At 27.7% G+C, this 19,705-nt stretch carries 17 protein-coding genes; 10 read left to right on the top strand and 7 right to left on the bottom strand.

Translation table 11 applies throughout. From position 1 onward, the window contains the following. The 4 genes from BN346_RS03660 to BN346_RS03675 form a co-directional block, all read right to left on the bottom strand. The coding region (locus BN346_RS03660; protein ID WP_034439522.1) for a beta strand repeat-containing protein at nucleotides 1-4,470 on the bottom strand (4,470 nt) is incomplete at its 3' end. A gap of 48 nt (nucleotides 4,471-4,518) precedes the next feature. Beyond that, entirely contained in the window at nucleotides 4,519-5,001 is a 483-nt protein-coding gene (locus BN346_RS03665; RefSeq protein ID WP_034439524.1) for an SPOCS domain-containing protein, read from the bottom strand. 10 nt (nucleotides 5,002-5,011) lie between these two features. Further along, the gene (locus BN346_RS03670; protein ID WP_034439526.1) at nucleotides 5,012-5,482 is read right to left on the bottom strand and encodes an SPOCS domain-containing protein; all 471 of its coding nucleotides are present in this window, start codon (nucleotides 5,480-5,482) and stop codon (nucleotides 5,012-5,014) included. A 299-nt stretch (nucleotides 5,483-5,781) separates the two neighbouring features. Continuing rightward, on the bottom strand, nucleotides 5,782-7,404 hold the full coding sequence (locus BN346_RS03675; protein ID WP_034439529.1) for a COG1361 family protein: 1,623 nt from the start codon (nucleotides 7,402-7,404) through the stop codon (nucleotides 5,782-5,784). A 127-nt stretch (nucleotides 7,405-7,531) separates the two neighbouring features. Between BN346_RS03675 and BN346_RS03680 the strand changes: the two genes are divergently transcribed. Beyond that, on the top strand, nucleotides 7,532-8,035 hold the full coding sequence (locus BN346_RS03680) for a hypothetical protein (protein WP_034439531.1): 504 nt from the start codon (nucleotides 7,532-7,534) through the stop codon (nucleotides 8,033-8,035). A gap of 94 nt (nucleotides 8,036-8,129) precedes the next feature. Here BN346_RS03680 and BN346_RS03685 read toward each other — a convergent pair whose 3' ends face one another. The 3 genes from BN346_RS03685 to BN346_RS03695 form a co-directional block, all read right to left on the bottom strand. Further along, nucleotides 8,130-9,185 (bottom strand): glycosyltransferase family 2 protein, encoded by a 1,056-nt coding sequence (locus BN346_RS03685; protein ID WP_203226287.1) that lies wholly within the window; start codon nucleotides 9,183-9,185, stop codon nucleotides 8,130-8,132. A 79-nt stretch (nucleotides 9,186-9,264) separates the two neighbouring features. After that, on the bottom strand, nucleotides 9,265-10,698 hold the full coding sequence (locus tag BN346_RS03690; RefSeq protein WP_034439561.1) for a YncE family protein: 1,434 nt from the start codon (nucleotides 10,696-10,698) through the stop codon (nucleotides 9,265-9,267). Nucleotides 10,699-10,703: 5 nt separating this feature from the next. After that, on the bottom strand, nucleotides 10,704-12,659 hold the full coding sequence (locus BN346_RS03695) for a coiled-coil domain-containing protein (RefSeq protein ID WP_034439564.1): 1,956 nt from the start codon (nucleotides 12,657-12,659) through the stop codon (nucleotides 10,704-10,706). Nucleotides 12,660-13,091: 432 nt separating this feature from the next. Between BN346_RS03695 and BN346_RS03700 the strand changes: the two genes are divergently transcribed. The 9 genes from BN346_RS03700 to BN346_RS03740 all read left to right on the top strand — a co-directional run bounded on the left by BN346_RS03700 (nucleotide 13,092) and on the right by BN346_RS03740 (nucleotide 19,654). Continuing rightward, nucleotides 13,092-13,880, top strand: coding sequence for a hypothetical protein (locus BN346_RS03700; RefSeq protein WP_034439567.1), 789 nt, complete (start codon nucleotides 13,092-13,094; stop codon nucleotides 13,878-13,880). Nucleotides 13,881-13,940: 60 nt separating this feature from the next. Further along, entirely contained in the window at nucleotides 13,941-14,603 is a 663-nt protein-coding gene (locus tag BN346_RS03705; RefSeq protein WP_034439570.1) for a DUF4489 domain-containing protein, read from the top strand. Nucleotides 14,604-14,656: 53 nt separating this feature from the next. After that, nucleotides 14,657-15,226 carry a DUF4489 domain-containing protein gene (locus BN346_RS03710; RefSeq protein ID WP_034439573.1) on the top strand — a complete coding sequence of 190 codons (570 nt, stop codon included), beginning with the start codon at nucleotides 14,657-14,659 and terminating at the stop codon, nucleotides 15,224-15,226. Nucleotides 15,227-15,478: 252 nt separating this feature from the next. Continuing rightward, on the top strand, nucleotides 15,479-16,066 hold the full coding sequence (locus tag BN346_RS03715) for a DUF4489 domain-containing protein (RefSeq protein WP_034439576.1): 588 nt from the start codon (nucleotides 15,479-15,481) through the stop codon (nucleotides 16,064-16,066). A gap of 107 nt (nucleotides 16,067-16,173) precedes the next feature. After that, nucleotides 16,174-17,001, top strand: coding sequence for a hypothetical protein (locus tag BN346_RS03720; RefSeq protein ID WP_051539978.1), 828 nt, complete (start codon nucleotides 16,174-16,176; stop codon nucleotides 16,999-17,001). A gap of 75 nt (nucleotides 17,002-17,076) precedes the next feature. Then, on the top strand, nucleotides 17,077-17,613 hold the full coding sequence (locus BN346_RS03725; RefSeq protein WP_034439579.1) for a DUF4489 domain-containing protein: 537 nt from the start codon (nucleotides 17,077-17,079) through the stop codon (nucleotides 17,611-17,613). Nucleotides 17,614-17,736: 123 nt separating this feature from the next. Further along, nucleotides 17,737-18,216: a DUF4489 domain-containing protein gene (locus tag BN346_RS03730; protein WP_034439582.1), complete on the top strand. Its 480-nt coding sequence runs from the start codon at nucleotides 17,737-17,739 to the stop codon at nucleotides 18,214-18,216. A gap of 87 nt (nucleotides 18,217-18,303) precedes the next feature. Then, nucleotides 18,304-18,825, top strand: a complete 522-nt coding sequence (locus BN346_RS03735) for a DUF4489 domain-containing protein (RefSeq protein ID WP_034439585.1) — start codon at nucleotides 18,304-18,306, stop codon at nucleotides 18,823-18,825. A gap of 196 nt (nucleotides 18,826-19,021) precedes the next feature. Then, nucleotides 19,022-19,654 carry a DUF4489 domain-containing protein gene (locus BN346_RS03740; RefSeq protein ID WP_034439588.1) on the top strand — a complete coding sequence of 211 codons (633 nt, stop codon included), beginning with the start codon at nucleotides 19,022-19,024 and terminating at the stop codon, nucleotides 19,652-19,654. The last annotated feature ends 51 nt before the right edge of the window (nucleotides 19,655-19,705 follow it).

Below are 19,705 nucleotides of genomic sequence, written 5' to 3' on the forward strand. Positions count from 1 at the left end.
TACTGTCACTGTTTGACCTGAATTCACTGGTCCTATTCCAATTCCACTATTAGGATTAGAAATATTTGGAGTTCCATCTACTGTTAGTGTACCTGTTACATAACTTGTTCCATTTGGAACTACATCTGTTAATATTACTGGATTTGCCAATATATTTCCTGTATTTGTAACTTTAATTGTATAAGTTAATGTTTCTCCAACTACTGCTGTAGTCTTATCTACTGACTTAACTAAATTACCTGTGCTTATTAAATCTGCATGATTTACTGTAGTATTTACTGGGTTGGTATTTACTGGTGTAAGTCCTGGTACTGTTATCGTTCCTATATTTTGTATTGGATTTGGATTTGGTAATACATTTCCTACTGTTACCTTCCAAGTTATTGTTACTGTTTGACCTGCACCTACAGTTGTTAGTGTTACTCCTGTCATAGGATCTGTTCCTGTATACGCTGTATCTACTGTTAATGAGCCATTTACATAACCTGTTCCACTTGGTAATGCATCAGTAAATAATACATTATTTACTGGTATTATTCCTGGATTGTTTACTGTAACTGTATAAGTTATAGTATCTCCTAAATCTGCAAATACCTTGTCAACTGATTTGTTTATTCTTATATCTCCTACTGCTGTCTCTACAGGATTACTAGTTGATGTTGCTGGCACTGGTGTTCCATTTGGATCTATAAAATATTCATAATCCACCTTACCTATATTTACCATAGGATTTGGAACTGGTAACGTATTTATCTTCACACTAAATACTACTATTTTAGTTTGTCCTGGTGCAATTGAAGTTAAATTTACTCCAGTGTTAGGATTATCTCCACTTGGTAATCCATCTATTGTTAATGTTCCTCCTACATAACTTGTTCCACTTGGTACTATATCTGTAAGTGTTACTGGGTTTGCTTCAACATTGCCTGTATTAGTTACATTAATTGTATAAGTTATATTTTCTCCTACATTAGCTTGTTGTTTATTTACTGATTTAACTAATTGTAAATCTGCATAATTTACTTGAGTTGTAACTTCATTTGTAAATATTGGGTTTAAGCCTGCAGCTGATACACTTGCCTTATTTGGAATTGGATTTGGTAGTGAATTTCCTATCTGTACTTGCCATACAATAGTTACTATTTGCCCTATTGCTATTGATGCAAATGTTAGTCCTGATGCTGGATCTGTTCCTGTATAGGTTATTCCTACTGGATTAACACTTGTAACAGATAATGAAGCACCTAAATAAGTTGTTCCTAGTGGTACAGCATCTTGCATTACTACATTTGTTACTGGCGCTACTCCTGTATTATTTAAAGTAACAGTATAGGTTATAACTTCACCTAGATTTGCAAATTTTTTATCAACTGTCTTTGATACTTGATCTACACCAACTGCTGTTTCCACAGGATTACTAGTTGCTGGTGGTGCTGGAACTGGTGCACCTAATGGATCTACTAGATATGAGTAAGATGCTGTTGCGGTGTTAATCATTGGATTTGGATTTGGTACTGAATTTATTTTAACAGTAAATTCTACTACTTTTGTCTGTCCTACAGTTATTGTTGATAAATTTATGCCTGTGCCTGGATCATCTCCACTTGGATTTCCATCTATAACTAAACTTCCTGTATTATACACTGTTCCATTTGGCACTATATCTGTAAGTGTTACATTTACTGCATCTGCACTTCCTGTATTAGTTACATTTAGAGTATATTTTACATTTTCACCTACTATAGCTGTAGTTTTATCTACTTTCTTTACAACATCTAAAATTGCATGATTTACTTGCGTTGTAACAGTATTAGTGAATATAGGATTTAACCCTGCTGCTGTCAAATATGCACTATTGGGTATAGGATTTGGATTTGGTATTACATTATCTACTTTAACTTGCCATATAACAGTTACTACTTGACCAGGAGTTACTGCCGCAAATAATAATCCACTTGCTGGATCTGTTCCTGTATAAGTTATTCCTGCTGGATTAGCACTTGTAACAGATAATGAACCACCTACATAAGTTGTTCCACTTGGCGGATCATCGTGTAAAGTTACATTATTAACTGCAGCTACTCCTGTATTATTTAATGTAACTGTATAAGTTATAATGTCACCTAAATCTGCATACGCTTTATCTACAGCTTTTGTAACTTGAGCAACACCAACTGATGTTTGTACAGGATTACTAGTTACTGGTGGTGCTATAACTGGTGTTCCTAATGGATCTACTAGATATGAAAAATCAACTGTACCTGTGTTACTCATTGGATTTGGATTTGGAACGTTATTAATTAAAATACTAAATTTAACTACTTTTGTTTGACCTACTGCTATTGGACCTATTTGAATACCTGTATTAGGATCACCTAAAGCTGGATTTCCATCTACGGTTAATGTTCCTCCAACAAAAACTGTTCCATTTGGCACTACATCTGTAAGTTTAACTGGATTTGCAACTACATTTCCTGTGTTAGTCACATTTAGTGTATAGGTTACTGAGTTTCCAACAATTGCTGATGTTTTATCTACTGCTTTTGTAATATTTAATGATCCATGATTTATTTGAGTACTTACTGTGTTTGTATTAGTAGGTTGATTTCCTGGTATTGTAACTGTTCCAAAGTTTAGCACTGGATTTGGATTTGGCATTGTATTACCAACTAGTACTTGCCAAGTAATTGTTACTGTTTGACCTGCTGATATACTAGTTATTGTAATTCCAGATGCTGGATCTACTCCTGTATATGCTGTATTTACATTTAATGAACCTGGTACATAAGTTGTTCCCATTGGTACTATATCTGCAAATAATACATTACTTACTGCTATTGGACCTGGGTTATTAAGCGTAACTGTATAAGTTAAAGTTTCCCCTAAATCTGCATATGCCTTATCAACTGATTTGTTACTATTAATTACTGGTTGTATGACTTCTGTAATTGCATCATTACTACTATTTGTTCCTGTCAATGTTACTCCACTTACAGCTTCAAAAGTATAATCTATTTTCGCTTTATTAACTAATTGAGGTGGTGTTGGTGGTGTTGGTGGTAGTGAAAGTATTAATGCATTAAAGCTTACTGTTACTGTTTGATTAGGATTTACTGTACCTACATTAATTCCCACACCTGGATCTGCTGTTATATTAGGATTACCATCTACTATTACTGTTCCTGGCACAAACTGAGCTCCTGTTGGAACTATATCTGTAAATACTAAATTATTTGCTGGTACAATACTAATATTAGTAAATGTAATAGTATACGTTATTATTTCCCCAATATTAGCAGTGCCTTTAGAAACTACTTTTAATGGTGCAAAAAGTGGTTCATATGCATTAATTTGAACACCTACACCTATATTCGCATAAGAATCCCCTACTGTTGAAAGTCGTATTACTGCTGAATTTTGATTATTTAAAAGTGTTTGACTTACATCTACAGCTGTTATATCCATGCCTTGTCTTGCAGCTGCATAGTTTGTTGCTAAAAAGGCATCTTGATTTTGTGTTCCAAAAGTTCCTAAAGTATCTAAAAGTCCATTATCTCCATTTATCTGACTTCCAAAAAAGTTGTTTTGTGGATTATTTGGTGATGTTCCTGGATTTGGATTTGGAGATAATACTGGGTTTCCCAAAGTTGTTAAATTTGCTATAGTTGGTCCAAATGCTGCTTGATCCCCTGTTATGCTAGCATCACCTTCGACTGATGCTAAAAATAATTTTCCAAATACTGCACCTGTTGTTGGTGTTGCAAGTCCAGATATATTTATATCAAATGGTGGTGATGATGCATTAATTAAAGTGTCATTTACCCATAAAACCATATTTCTAACTGGGAATGTTGGATTAGTATATGCAACTTCTAAAACCCAACCTAAACAATTTTGAGGAGTAAAATTTTGACCTGCTCCATATGGTGGTACTGTATTAACTGAGTTTCCCAACGCTCCTGGAACATTACCTACTGTATAAGTTCCTGATTGTTGCACTAAACTTGTTACATTTTTTGAACGTACATATCCTGTATTTCCTGTTCCACCTACAACAAAAGTACTCGCTGTTAATGGATCTGGAGTTATACTATTAGTTCCACTTGGAGTTATAAATGTTATTGGATCATTTGCATTTCCTAAAAAGTTTTGATTTTGAGTTACAATTACACCTGCCCAAATAAGTTCAGCATATAAAACTGTACTTCCTGCTGGTATAGTTAATACTGCACTTGAAGAGTTTTCACTATAATTATTAGTTGTTCCTAGGGGCCATCCACCTGGTGCTTGAAGTGATGTGTTTGTTGTAATAAAAGCACCTATACTATCTACTGCTTGTGGTCCTGGAAGTAAACCTGAATTTGGTGGAAGTGGTGTTACAGTTGAAAGATATCCTGCTAAGCCTAAAGTATTTCCTGTAAATAACACTCCTCCTCTTTGAACTGTTGAAAATCTATTTTTTATCGCCATTTATATAATCACCTCATTATTTTCAATAAACATAAATTTATAAAAAGGCTAACAAGTTTTTAAATCTAAAAATACTAGAACACATTTATGGATTCTTCTACAATCAAGTTTTCTGGCTCCAACGTATTCAACATAAGGTATTACATTTAATTTACCGGTTCTAATTAATTTACATACTTCAACATCATTTATCTTTTGTGGCACTATTATGAACATACTCTTTAAAGTTTCATAATGTGCTGCATGAACTGTTTGAGTTGGTTCATCTGCTACATAAGTTATTTTTTCTTTTAATCTTACTTCAACTACTAATTTTGCTCCTGATAATCTTTGACCTTCTTGTGATAAACCTATTTCGGTTTCAATAAGCTTTATATTTTCTATTTCTGGTGATACTAGTACATCTAATATTCTTTCTATATTAGGTTTTTCTGGTGGTATAGTTAGCACTTCACATACTTCTTCTTCTTTAAAGTATTCTGCTGTTTCTGGCATATCATTAAAAGTGTAATTACTTAACTTACTAATCATATTGAGCCTCCTAACATATCTCTGCACTTAATAACATAGCCAAACTACTATATATACAACGTTCTCCTAATTGTTGTACATGAATATCTTCTATCGATACATTTGGCAATACTACTGCTATAGGATTAAATTCTTTTGGCAACACTATATATCCACAAAATGGAACAATTGTATGTGCTGTATGCACAGACTGAGTTTTTTCAAGAGCTACATATTCAAATTTCATTTTAACATTACCCATAATGACCAATTTATACCCTGTAAGTATTTGTCCTTCTAATGAAGTTGCTACTGGGGTTTTTACTATCTCATAATTACAAATTTCTGCTTCTGACCACACTTTAACTATTTGTTCTATATCAGGCTTTACAATTGGAATACAGAAAGTATCACTGACATTTACTTGTTTAAAATTTTCAGTATTATACCTACATGTATCTATACCATTGTATTGTATTAAATTTCTAATTATAGTTGCCATGTACTTGCCTCCTCTTAACTTTAAACTCTTATAAAATATAAAAATTTGCACTCTATTTATATTAATACTTAAACTGTAATTCTGTTACTAAATTATATTCTTATTTCTTAAATTTAAATTTTTATATTTAGACTTAATTATCAATTATTCATCTAAAAATCCACATTATTTTTTTAACAAAATTATTACTTAAGACCTGAATAATTTTATTTTAGGTTTAAATTTTTATACAAATAAAACTATGAAATTTATTATAATAATCTCATAGTTTTATTTATATAAATTGCACTTCATCTACACTATTTCATTATTTTTCCTATAAGTAATATAGTTGCATTTTGAAATACAGTTCTACTATCTATTTTTTTAAAATATAAATCTTCTAATTTCGGTTCTACAATAACTTTACTGCCTTTTTGAAAGTCACTTGGAAGTATAATTGAATCACTAAAAGGAATTTTAAATTCACTTGAATATACTAAATTATCTTCTTTACAACTGCTATATTCAAGCATATAATTTATAAAACCTTTTACTAGAACCTTATGACCTGTTAAAAATTGTCCTTCATTAGATTTTCCTTTAATTGTTTTCATATATTTATTTTCCAAAATCTCAATTTTACATATTAAATCATTTATATCATATATTTCTGGTTTATTATTTGTTATATATAAATTTTCATCTATATTTAGTTGTTTAAATGTAGATATTGTTGAATTTATTTCACAAATTGAACATTTCTCATCACTTCTAACTATAGATTTATCTTTAAATCTATAGTTATATGACAAATTAGCTTTATTTTTTATTTTATATGTTGATATCGAGCTTACATACTTGGTCATATACTTTATTTCAATTGATTTTTCTGTTTCTATATCACCTAATAATATACCTTTGTTTATATCTACATTATTTACTATTTGTTCATCTACTTTAAAAGTTCCTTCTATAATCTCTAACCCTTTTGATATGTCTACATTTAGTATTGCATTGCATACATCTAAAGTTCCCTTATTTTCTATATTTATAATGTGTTCTATATCATCATTTAAATATACAACCTTCTTATTGCAATAATTATAAAAATATAAATCCAACCTTTCTATATTTATTTTACATCCATTACTTTCAATTTTATCTTGTTTTTCCCTGTTTCCTTCATTAATTATATATTTATATTCCCCAGATGATCTAATCCTTTTTTCTCCGCCTCCATCTTCTTTAACTACTTCAGCCTCAAAACATATTTGTTGTTTTTCATTTTCTTTCAAAATGCCTATTTTTATACCTGAAAGTATATTTTCATTTTCCATACTTTTCCCATTTATAATAACTGAATTATTTATAAATCTTAAACATGGATTTAATAAATTACTAATTATAATGTCTTTTACTTGTATATTACCTACATTAATCAAATCTATTTTAAAGGTTATAACATCACCTTTAACAACATCATATAAACTAGAACTCTCTTTCATTAATATCATAGGATTTAAAATATTAGATTTTGTGTGTTTTGTTATTTCAATAGTTGCTATGCCTCCGCTTACTATTTCATATTTTCCTATAACCTTTATATTGTTTAAAAACGTGTTTCCAATTGTTTTCTCTATTATTTTTGCTTCTATACTTACTAATAAACTTTCACCAATTTTTAATTCTCCTAATTCAAATATGTCATTCTTTGACTTAATAATATTGTTTTGATTTACTGACACTTTATTTATATTAATTTCATTCGGTAAATTTTGTACAAGCTCTATGTTTTCAAACTCAATACTTCCTCTGTTTATTATTTTAATATAATACGTAAATACCTCATTTATTTTTATTGTTAAATTATCTAAATTTGTATCTATATCTATTAATGGCCCCTGTAAAATATTCATATTTGTTCTTTGAATATCTTCCATAATAAACTCCTCTCATAAAATATTTTTTAAAATTTTGTATGCTCTTCGACATTCTGTAACACCATTACACACTTTTAATATACTAATATTGTAAAAACAAAACTACCAAGAGGGGGTAATTTTTATAATGAGTAATAACTTTTTTGATTGTAATAAAATAAATGATTGTGGTGAAATTTCAGACTTTGGTTGCAATTGTAACTCCGATTCTCCTTATCCTGATAATGGCTCTTCATACATTGTCGGTAATTCTGTAGATTTTTCTATAAATGAATTTGATAGCGAAGTTAAAGCTGATGTAACTGTTGATACTAGAAATACTGTTCGTCTTTGGGGTCAAATTAAAGATTGTAATGGAAAGCCAGTTCCAAATGCATATTTAAAACTTGTTAAAATGACTTCAAATGGTTTAGTAGGTGTTGCACACACAATTTCTGACTGCCTTGGCTTCTATCAATTTGATATTTGTCCTAACAAAGATGGTTGTAAATTTACACTTTTAGTTGGAAAAGCTGCTATGGGAAAAGAAAGAGTCATTTCTGGTGGACCTAACGGATCTTCTCATGCTAATTGTAACGTATGTCAACCAAACCCTGATTTCTGCCCACCTTATCCAAATCATTGTAAATAATTATTCATAAAGTTTAATATATTATACCTAATTAAAATTTGATTAGACATAACAACACTTGTTTAACAAGGATTTGTTATGTCTATTTTCACTTCTAAATCAATTTATCTTTCAAATAATTTCTGTTATAAATCACCATATCATTGTTAGGTATATATTTTGCTGCTAATTCATTATAATAATTTGATTTTTCATATTCTCCTCTTTTTGCATAACATACACATAGTTGAATAGCTGGTAACCATGTATATGTTGAATGATTTATAATATTTAAAGTTTCCTTTCTAGGTTTTATATTTAACGCTAATTCATACCAAAAAATTGCTTCATTAAATTTATTTTTTTTCAAAAAGTAATACCCTATTCCACAACAGAAATCACTTCTTGGTACACCATATTTGAATGATTTAATTAAACTATTAATTTCACCACTTTCATCTCCAATATATATATAACATTCAGACATGTTTTTTAGTGCTATCTGTATATCTTCAACCCAGGCATTTTCCATATTTATAAAGTTATTATATTCTTCTATGGCTTCATCATAGCGTTTATTATAAAAAAGTTCATTGGCATAATAAAACATATCTCTTTCACTTAATATTTCACCATTCTTTATCATATTTTCAAATATATTTAGATTTCTATTATTGTGATGCTTTTCTTTTTTATGAGAAACACATATATCTGAATTTAATATATTTCCATAAACATCTAAATACTCATGTATTTTTCCTACCCATTTAAAATTTTTTTCTCTTTTTACAATTCTATTTCGTCTTAAAGAATATAATGTATTTCCTTCCTCATCTTCACCTAACTCATAAATCATATTTACTGCATCTATATCTTTATCAAAATTCTGTTTCAATTCTTTCACTTTTTTTAGTTCTATTTCTTTAATTATGTCATCTGCATCTAACCACATAATATATTCCTTAGTAGCCTTGGTAAATGAATAATTCCTTGCTTTACTAAAATCATCACACCATTCAAATTCAAAGACTTTAACTTTGGTTGATATATTAGCAGCTAATTCTCTAGTACAGTCATCTGATCCTGTATCTACAACTATAATTTCATCTACTACACTTTCTATGGATGTTATACATCTTTCTATAACCGATTCTTCATTTTTTACTATCATACACAAACTAATAGTTATATTATTGGTCACTCTAAATCTTTCCCTTCATTATAAAATCTATCTCTACATCTTATACATTTTATTCCAATTTGTGTAACTGATTTTTTATATTTATTATGTTCTCATAACATCCATCTATAATAAACCTTAGTTTTATATTAAATGACAAAGAAAATGTTATTATGTCTTTAATAACTTGTATTTTTTCTAATTTCAAATTTTTTGTGACCATTCTAATTTTTATATCACTACAACTTTTGTCACATATTGAATCAACTTCTATTGTTTTTCTAACTTCTACAAACTTTCTAACTGTATTCACTTTGCCTAACTTGTCCTGAACTACTATTTTGTATGGAAGTCTAAGTTTAAATTTTATTTTTATAATATTATTTATATTTTCTATAATTTCACTACCTTTTACTATATATCCCATATTAAATATAATATTTTCCACTGTAACTGGATATATATATTGTTTAGGCATTTCTACTAAAATATTTTTAATTTTTATAGTTTCAATATATTCTTTTATCTCAATTCCTTGTAATTTATTTTCTATTTTTTCTAATGCAACTTCATTAACATCAATATTTACAATTGAACTTTCATTATATTTTTCTAATAATATTAGATTATTAGGAATACCATATTCTTCATTTAACTCTATATTCTCTATTTCATCCGTATTTATATCATGAAATGTCAATGTAGTTTTGTTTCTACCACTTTTGCCAACTGCCACTATTTTATTATTGGCTAAAATCATATTCATGGGATTTTTAATATTAATATTTCTTTCTAAAGTATTACTTTTTATATTAATAAGTTCAATTCTATTTAATCCTAAATTTAATGCATATAAAATATCATTTTTCAAAATTAATTTTGTTATAGATGAATTAATAACCATGTCTATTGTTTTAATTTTTTTATTATCTTGACTTATACATGTTATATTTCCTGAACTCTTATCTATGCCCCCTCGATTAGATATATAAATCTTATCTTCACATAATTGTATATCACTAGATTTTGTTCCTATATTTTTTATTTCATCTATTTTTTTTATATTTTTTAAATCATAAATACTTAATTTTCTTTTTAATATATCTATAATGAATATTTTCTCTTTACTGTCATCAATCTTCAAATTATCTACTATTCCAAACCCTTTCACTATTGCTATTCTTTTTTTTAATATTAAATCATATACGTATACTTCTGAAACATTTGAAATGTATATCCTTTTATATTTTTTATCTATAGCTATACATCCATTATTTTCAACATTAAAAACTTCATATTCATAACTCTCTTTATTTATGATAGCTATACTTCCACTAATGCTTGATACATATATATTTTCATTGTCTTGTACAATATTAAATGGATATACTGGCAATTCTATTGTCTTCACTTTTCTTTGTGAAATTTGATCAATTATAAGTAATTTTTTACTTTTAAAATTAGAAATACAATACAATGCATTTTTTTCACTTCTTTTTAACATTGAATTTAACTTCCACCTCTCTTGTTCCATATTTTACTTATAAATGACTTGTTTAATTCTTCTTCTAGTTTTCCTTTTAACTTTTCTTTTTCTTCACTAAGTGTATATATTTCATCTTGTGCTTCTTCAATTTCGTTTTTTAATGTCTGATTTTCATATATCAAACTTTCAAGCTTTTCTTTTTTATTTTCACTTTCCAATTTTATTACATTAAATGCATTTTCCTTATCTTCTAGTAATACTTCCATCTCCCTACTTTTATTACTATTACTCTCTAATTCTCTTTTTATCTCATCATATTTCTTGCTTTTATTTTCATATAAAATTTTCAACTCATTATATTTCTTTTCTTGCTCACTTAATACTTTTTCCTTTTGTTTTAATTCATTTATTAAATTTTTATAGTTGTCTTCTCTTTCAATTAGTAAATTCTCTTTTTGTTTTAATTCATTTTTTAAAATTTGAATATCTTCATTGTATCTATTTGATTGTGTTATAAATTTATCTTCATACTTAGATAGTCTTTCTTCTAATAATTTCTTATCAATCAACACTTCCCTTACTTTATCTTCTAATAGATTTGTTAATTGATTTTTTTCATCATATTCTTTTTTTAAAGTCTCCACCATTTCTTTCAATTCATTATTTTCTGTTATATATTTTTCAGAAGAATCTTTAAAATCTTTAAGTTCCTTTGCTGTATCCTCAAAAGCTTTTTTAAATTCTATTAAATTCTTTTCTTTACTCTTATTTTTTAGATCTAAAACTTCTAATTGCTCTTTAATACTTTCATAATTCATCTCACTTTTTTCAAGTTGTAATTTTAAGTTTGCTATCTTTTTATTTAAAAATTTAATTGTTTTATTACTTTTGTTTTCTATTTCACTCTCATTATCTTTAACTTTATTAACTTCATCATTGTTATTATTAATATAGGTTTTTAATGCTTCATTTAAATCATCAATATTAAAATTTTCATTTCCATTTTTATCAGTCAACCAAAACCTTATTTCTGGGTAATTAGATCCTATAATCTTATGTCCAATTATCTTTTTCTTTGATATATTTATAATTTTAGATTTATAAATACTTAAATTATAATCCTTGCTTTTAATGATATTTTCAGCTTTACTCCAATATGTTGTAAAGCAACAATGTAAAACATCATCATTTTCTTTCCATACTGCTTCTATATAATCATCTCTATTAGAAAGAATTATTTCATCAATTTTATTTTTAGTTTCATATATTTTAGTGTAATTTATCTCTTTATTAGCTGATATACTAACTTCCTCTAAATAAGAATTATTATTGCTTTGTGATAAATTTAATATATATATCCTATCATTGAATACAACTGTTGTAATTTGTATATTTTCTCCTTCTAAATGATATAATTCTTCTTTTTTGCTCCAGTTGCCTTTATATATAAATCTACTAACAAATTTATTTTCTTTTTCATTTTCTAATAATATTAAATTAATCTCCATTTGCTCTAATATTTCTACAGTATAATAGACATTACTTTCACTACTAATTGGACATACAGTCTTAAATTCACTATCAAAATTATTAAATCTATAATGTATTATTTCTGCTTGTTTTGTTTCATAATTTCCACTTACAAAAAATATGTTAATGTCACTATTTAAAACTAATATTTTTATATTTCCTATATACTCATTGACATTTAATTCATAAATTACTTTTCCAAGCCATTGTTTTCCATTCCAAACACAATATTTAATTTCTCTACTATTTCTATATACAATGTGAATATTATATTCATCATCTACATCCAAAAAAAATTCTACTATATCTTTATCTAATCTTTTTTCTTTAGTCCACCTATCACTTCCGTACATAGTGTCATAAACTATTTCATTGTCATTATTTAAAAATACTCTCCATAAATTTTCTTCTTTATCACTAATAACCCAAACATTACTATTTTCAATCAATTAAATCCCACCTTTTAGAATTATATAGGGTTCGAATTTTAAATAACATATTTATCAAATGATAATTTTAGAGTTACAAGGTATTTCTATTTTTCTATTGGAACCCAAGTAAGACGTAAGATTGAATAGTGAACAGTTTTACTAGATATTACTCACTTTGTTCCTAATATCTAAAAATAAAAATACATAAAAACTAGTCTTTATATGATGTTTAAATAATTAGCTTTGCAAATTATTATATAAATTGATATTAAATATACCTTATCTATAAGATTATATTTTAATAAGTACATATATATTACCTAATTAAAATACTTATAAATTTATTTTCATTTTTCATGTATTTTTCTATTATTTTCTATATCACACAAATTAATGATATGCATAATATATACTGTAAATGTATTTATTGTAATAAAAGGAGGAAACTATATGATTAGCTCCGATAGTAATTTTATACCAAGACCAGGTGTCATCAACAAACAAGGTTGTCTTCCTGATCCTATAGAACTTGTTTGCGTTGAAGTACCTAAGGTATTTGATCAATGTTTAATTAAAAGATGTCTAAAATATCATGATGGTCCCGATACTAATTGTACTGATGAAGAATTAAGAAGTAACCCATTAAACTGTCCAAAAATTTTCTTAGGATGTCGTGATTTCAATATTAAATTATTGGCATTTGACAAACTTCCTATTAAAGATCATCCAGAGTATAGTAAAATAATTATTCACTTTGTGATCTCATTTACTGCAGATTATTTAGATAGCGATGGAAATCATTGTTCAGAATTTTTTGAAATAAACAGATGTGAAACTATTTCAAGACTTTACTTCCCTAGTTCAATAGCTCGAATTGCTTCCACTGATATTCCAGATTCAAGTGATTTAGAATCTGAAATATTAAAACTTGAGTTAGTTGCTGAATGTCTTGACGGTACATTTACTAAGGACTGTGATTGTAACGAAGTTTTAGATGTTACAATAGGTTTCCATTTAATTGTTAAATGTGAACTTTTAGTTCAATTATTAATTCCTGCTTATGGATATTGTCCTGTACCTAAACCATGCAGACCAATAACTCCAAAAGATCCTTGTATAGAATTTAACAGGACACCTGCTCCTAAGTTCTATCCTGATCAAAAATTAAGACCACTTTTCTCAAACGAAAATGATGATGAGGATGATTCTGTATGTGATTGTCCTTGTGATGAAGATTAATAGTTAGTTTATTGCTAATACATTATTTTATAATAATTTATTTTTTAGGAGGATTAACTTATGAGTTTAAAATCTAATAATTTTTATGATAGATGTAATGATAGAAAAGAATGGAAATGTGCTGATTTCGAAGAAAAACATGATTGTAATTGTTGTGGAAAACACACTGAACATGAAGGAGAATTTAAAGATATGAAATGCTGTAATCAAGGTCATTGTAATCCAGGTCATCCACTACCAACAGACTTATTGTTTGCATGTGGTCAAGGAACTGGCGTAGCTATTCCTATACCAACTATAGCAAATCCAAACTTTACACCTATAACTCTTGCAAGTGTAACTGTAGATAATACTTGTCTATGTAACCCTAGTGTTAAAATAGATTTCCATTCATTAATTAATTATCAAGCATTAATTAGTGCACCTGGTACTTTATCAACTCCATTTACAGTAACATTCCAATTAAGTAAAACTTGCTGTGATGGAGCCAAAATTGCACTAGGTACTTGGGACTATGCATATGGAACAGTAGCCCTTGCTACAAACATTACTAATTCATTTAGTTTCAGTTATTGTGAATGTAACGTATGTCCAGGATGTTGTGTTTATACTGTAGATATCGTAAGAGTATCTGCTAGCCTATTCTCAACTGCTGGTTTAACTGTTACTGAAAATTCTTCTATAAGAAGCTCTAATATTTCTGCTATATCTGTTGCACATTAGAAACTTATAATAAATCTAGTATGTTACATTTTTAAATTTAAGGAGGTATATTTATGAGTTCTAAATCATTTAATGATATATGTCACGATGATTTCAAATGTTGTAATCAAGGTCATTGTAATCCTGGTCACCCACTACCAACTCGTTCAATATTAAGTTGTACACCTGGAACTGGATTTTCAATTCCTATTCCTACTGCAACAAATCCAAACTTTAACCCTATTCCTGTAGCAAGTACTACTATTGATACTTCTTGTTTATGCAATCCTAGCGTAAAAATAGATTTTACTGCATTAATTAATTACCAATCATTAATCAGTATACCTGGTACTTTATCAACTCCATTTACAGTAACATTCCAATTGAGTAAAACTTGCTGTGATGGTTCTAAAATCTCTTTAGGAAGTTGGGATTATTCTTATAGTTCAGTAGCACTTGCTACAAATTTAACTAATTCATTTAGTTTTAGTTATTGTGAATGTAATTCATGCCCTGGTTGCTGTGTTTATACTGTAGATATAGTTAGAGTTAGCTCTAGTATTATAACTGCTACAGGTTTAACTTTAACTGAAAATGCTTCTATAAGAAGCTCATTATTGTCAGCTATAGCAACATCTCATTAAAAGTTTAATATTAAAAGTTAAATTTAACATTAGACCTTAGAACTCCTTTGTTCTAAGGTCTTTTAATTATCATTTAAATTCAACATTTTATTTGTAAAAAACTTTGTCTCTATTTATATTTGACAAATAAGTAACTTAATTTTAATTTAATTCATACTAATAATATAGGGAATTGACTTGTATCCTAGTTTTTTAACCCTATATGAGTAATTAATTTATAATCCTTTAAAATATTATGAAAGGGGGATTTTTATGAACTCAAATTACTCAAGTGATTATACCCTTTTTAAAAAAGAAAGTGAATACTATAATAAAGTTTCTAATAATAAATTTCACCAAAATAGTATTCCATTAAAATATAAATTAGTATCATCATTTAATGATGGTGGTACTATTAATATACCACTTCCTACTTTTTTTCCCATTCCAATAGTAAGTGTAGATATTGATACTAATTTATTTAAAAATCCTATAGTTAATATAGAGTTTAAATCATTGATTAACTATAACTCTTTTATTGAAATAATATCACCTATAAATCCTAAACTTTATGCACCACTTAATGTAATTTTTCAATTAACACGTTCCTGCAATAACGGCTCTAAATCACTTTTAAAATCTTGGAATTATGGTCATGCATCTATACCATATTCATCTAATATTATAGAAAATTTTAACTTTGTTTATTGTGATAAACATCCAAAACCAGGTAACTACGTTTATAGTATTGAAATTGTAAATGCTAACGGAAGCTTACTAAATCCAGCTTTAAATGACACTGAAAGTTGCTCTATAATGTCTTCAACGTTCTCTGCTACAGCCTTTGAATCCTTTGCATAAATTTAAAATCACATCAAGTTTATTATTATCTATTCCTGTCACAATATGAATTTATTTGTATATTATATACTGTAGATATAAATTTTATTATAAAAGGAGGAAAGTTCATGATACCTAATACTCAATTTTCACCAAAGCCTGGGTTAATTAACAAAGAAGGTTTTCTTCCTGATCCACTAGAACTTGTAAGTATCGAAGTCCCTAAAGTTTTTGATGAATGTCTTATTAAAAGATGTCTAAAATACCAAGATGGACCTGATACTAATTGTTTTGATGAAGAATTAAGAAGCACCCCATTAACTAGCGCTAAATTATTCTTAGGTTGTAGAGATTTCAATATAAAACTTTTATCATTTGACAAAACACCACTGCGTGATTTTGATGGATATAATAGACTAGTTATAAATTTTGTTATATCATTCTATGCAGATTATCTAGACAATGCTGGAAATCCTCAATCAGAATTTTTCGAAATAAATAGAACTGAATCAATTCCGAAATTATACTGTCCTGATTTAATGGCAAGATATGCATCAAATGTTACTCCTAACTCTAAAGACTTTGAAAGTCAATTTTTAAAATTAGAATTAGTTGCAGAAGATTTGAATGGAACATTTGTTGAATCAGCTAATAATCTATATTTAGATATTACTTTAGGTTTTCACTTAATAGTAAAATATGAAATTCTAGTTCAACTTCTTGTACCAGCCTATGGTTATGCACCAGTTCCAAGACCTTGTAGACCTGTTCCATTTGAAGATCCATGTAAGAAATTTAATAGATGCCCTGCTCCAAAGTTTTACCCTGATCAAAAGTTAAAACCACTATTTGATGATTGTGACAATGATATTGATGACGATTGTGACAACTGCGATGATTGTGATAACTGTGATGATTACAAAGAAGAGTTCAGTTATACTAACTTTGATTTATAATTTTGGAGTATCATTTATTAGTTATCTTCAACAAAATTTCTATTTTCAAATTTTAAATTTTAAGGAGGTTTTCTTATGAATTCAAAATGTTGTAATCAAGCACCTTGCCAAATTACACATCCATTACCAACACAAGCTTTATTTGCATGTGGTCAAGGAACAGGTGTTGCTCTTCCTATACCAACTGCTGCAAACCCAAACTTTAATCCTATAACACTTGCAAGTGTTACTTTAGATACAAGTATTTTATGTAATCCTTCAGTAAAAATAGACTTTAATTCTTTAATAAATTATCAGTCTCTTATAAGTTTACCTGGAACATTAAGTACACCATTTACAGTAACATTCCAATTAACTAAAACTTGCAATTCTGGTACAAAAGTTGCATTAGGAACATGGGATTATTCTTATGGTACTGTAGCTCTTGCAACAAACATTACTAACTCTTTTGGATTTAGCTATTGTGAATGTAACACTTGTCCAGGATGTTGTGTTTATACTGTAGAAATAGTTAGAGTTGCTGGAAGTATTGTGTCTGCAACTGGATTGACACTTACTGAAAATGCTTCTGTAAGAAGCTCTAGTATTTCTGCTACCGCTATTTCTCATTAATTTTAGGTTTATGTTGATTTATATTGACATATACTTAACTTTTTATAATTTTTTCAAAGACCTTATGGAATGCTTCCTAAGGTCTTTTAATTCTAAATAATAATTTTTAAGGAGGTCTATTAAATGAATTCTAACTATTTATTAGCTTGCAATACCGGAAGTGAAATAAGTATTCCAATTCCTTCCCGTATAAATCCTACATTTAATCCCATTCCTATAGTAATTTGTAAATTGGATACTTCATGTTTATATAGTCCCACTATATCAATCTACTTTAATGCTAATATAAATTATAAAGTTGTACCTTCGAGTTCACTTCTTAATGATCCTTTTATAATAACTTTTCAATTAAGTAAGATATGCAATAATACTTCAAAAATTGTTTTATCTTCATTTAATTATTCATATGGAACTACCTCTGCTACAAATGTAACTGATTCTTTTTCCTTTAATTACTATGAAAAAAATACATTTTCTATGTCATCAGTTTATTTAGTAGAAATAATTAGAGTAACTAGAATGTCTCCAAGTACTACTTTGGGAGAAGAATCTTCAATAATGAATTCATTTATTTCTGTAAATGCTTTAGAAAAGACTCTTTAACTCTAACTTATTCATAAATTATTTGAATTACTTTATGAAGTTAAATTTTAAAAGTTAGTTTTTTATATAGTTTAAGGAGGTTTTAATATGAGTCCTAAAAACTTAATTTATGATTCCACTACAAAATTAATTTTTGCTCATGGTGAAGGTAGTTCTCTTTTAATTCGTGAACCAAGTGATACAAATCCATACTTTCCTGAAACAACAATAGCAAAATTAGAAATAGATACAACTTGTTTACATTCTCCCATAGTTAATATAATTTTTAATTCTATAATAACTTATACCAGCAACTTTAGTGGCACCCTAAATAGATTAGTTTATCCATTTAGACTTACATTTCAATTGAGTAAAATATTGAATTTAGGTGAAAAAATCCCGCTTAAAAGTTGGAACTATTCAATTGGTAATTTAAGTTCTACTACTTTTTTATCTAATTCTTTCAACCTTACTTATTGTGATAAGTCCTTTGATGAAGGTTTATGTGATTATACCGTTGAAATAATTAGGGTTAATGGAACATTAATAGCTGGGAATTCTTTAAGAATTGTTGAAGAATTAAATATACAAAATTCTAATATTTTTGCTACTGCCTTTTCAAAAGTTTAATATTCCATTTATATATTTAATTTATAAATATATAAATCTTTTAAAACAACTTAAAATTAGAGATAATAAAAAACTTTTAGAATAATGTTTAAAAGTTTTTTATTATCTCTAATTAACTTTTTTTATAAAGTAGCATACTAGTATACTAAAGATATTTTTTTAATATTCAATTTAAATTTTAAGGGGGTATTAAGTTATGAATTCAAATTCAAAATGTTATTATCCTAACTACAGATGCTCAAATACAACTTCTTGGTGTAGTGAACCTACTAATAATTGTTGTAATTCATGCAATTGTAATTCTTCAAATACTTTTAATAATGCCTGTTGCAACACATGTAACTGCTTAAATAATTGTTGTACTGGTTTTAATTGTGGACAAACTACTACAACTACCATCATTCCAACAATTATAACTACACCTATACCAATTACAAGCGTAGCTACAAATACTCTTAATTTATGTAATCCATCAGTTAAAATAGATTTTACTTCGACAATTAACTTTAGTGCAATTTTAGCTGGAGTAATTTTAACACTTGCTACACCATTTACTGTAATATTTCAACTTAGTAAAGTTTCTAATCAAGGCTCAAAAATATCTTTAGGTAGCTTTAGTTACAGTTATAGTTCTCCTTTAAGTACTAGTATAAATTCAAGTGTACCATTCAATTTCAATTATATTGACTGTAACACTTGTCCTAATTGTTATACTTATATTGTTGAGATAATTTCTGTAATACCACTATCTTTATCTGTTGGAACTATAACTAGTCAAACTGCTTCTATCAACACTGCAAGACTTTGTGCTACTATAGCGTGTTGCTAGATATATGCCTTTATACTAATATATGTATTAAGTTCCAATTTGTTACTAACT

It is taken from the genome of Clostridium ihumii AP5 (assembly GCF_000612845.1).
Taxonomy (GTDB): domain Bacteria; phylum Bacillota; class Clostridia; order Clostridiales; family Clostridiaceae; genus Clostridium_J; species Clostridium_J ihumii.

What these genes read in the sequence shown, in the direction of transcription:
- BN346_RS03665 (WP_034439524.1), bottom strand. Translation starts at nt 5,001, where the DNA reads ATGATTAGTAAGTTAAGTAATTACACTTTTAATGATATGCCAGAAACA.
- BN346_RS03670 (WP_034439526.1), bottom strand. Translation starts at nt 5,482, where the DNA reads ATGGCAACTATAATTAGAAATTTAATACAATACAATGGTATAGATACA.
- BN346_RS03675 (WP_034439529.1), bottom strand. Translation starts at nt 7,404, where the DNA reads ATGGAAGATATTCAAAGAACAAATATGAATATTTTACAGGGGCCATTA.
- BN346_RS03680 (WP_034439531.1), top strand. Translation starts at nt 7,532, where the DNA reads ATGAGTAATAACTTTTTTGATTGTAATAAAATAAATGATTGTGGTGAA.
- BN346_RS03685 (WP_203226287.1), bottom strand. Translation starts at nt 9,185, where the DNA reads ATGATAGTAAAAAATGAAGAATCGGTTATAGAAAGATGTATAACATCC.
- BN346_RS03690 (WP_034439561.1), bottom strand. Translation starts at nt 10,698, where the DNA reads ATGTTAAAAAGAAGTGAAAAAAATGCATTGTATTGTATTTCTAATTTT.
- BN346_RS03700 (WP_034439567.1), top strand. Translation starts at nt 13,092, where the DNA reads ATGATTAGCTCCGATAGTAATTTTATACCAAGACCAGGTGTCATCAAC.
- BN346_RS03705 (WP_034439570.1), top strand. Translation starts at nt 13,941, where the DNA reads ATGAGTTTAAAATCTAATAATTTTTATGATAGATGTAATGATAGAAAA.
- BN346_RS03710 (WP_034439573.1), top strand. Translation starts at nt 14,657, where the DNA reads ATGAGTTCTAAATCATTTAATGATATATGTCACGATGATTTCAAATGT.
- BN346_RS03715 (WP_034439576.1), top strand. Translation starts at nt 15,479, where the DNA reads ATGAACTCAAATTACTCAAGTGATTATACCCTTTTTAAAAAAGAAAGT.
- BN346_RS03720 (WP_051539978.1), top strand. Translation starts at nt 16,174, where the DNA reads ATGATACCTAATACTCAATTTTCACCAAAGCCTGGGTTAATTAACAAA.
- BN346_RS03725 (WP_034439579.1), top strand. Translation starts at nt 17,077, where the DNA reads ATGAATTCAAAATGTTGTAATCAAGCACCTTGCCAAATTACACATCCA.
- BN346_RS03730 (WP_034439582.1), top strand. Translation starts at nt 17,737, where the DNA reads ATGAATTCTAACTATTTATTAGCTTGCAATACCGGAAGTGAAATAAGT.
- BN346_RS03735 (WP_034439585.1), top strand. Translation starts at nt 18,304, where the DNA reads ATGAGTCCTAAAAACTTAATTTATGATTCCACTACAAAATTAATTTTT.
- BN346_RS03740 (WP_034439588.1), top strand. Translation starts at nt 19,022, where the DNA reads ATGAATTCAAATTCAAAATGTTATTATCCTAACTACAGATGCTCAAAT.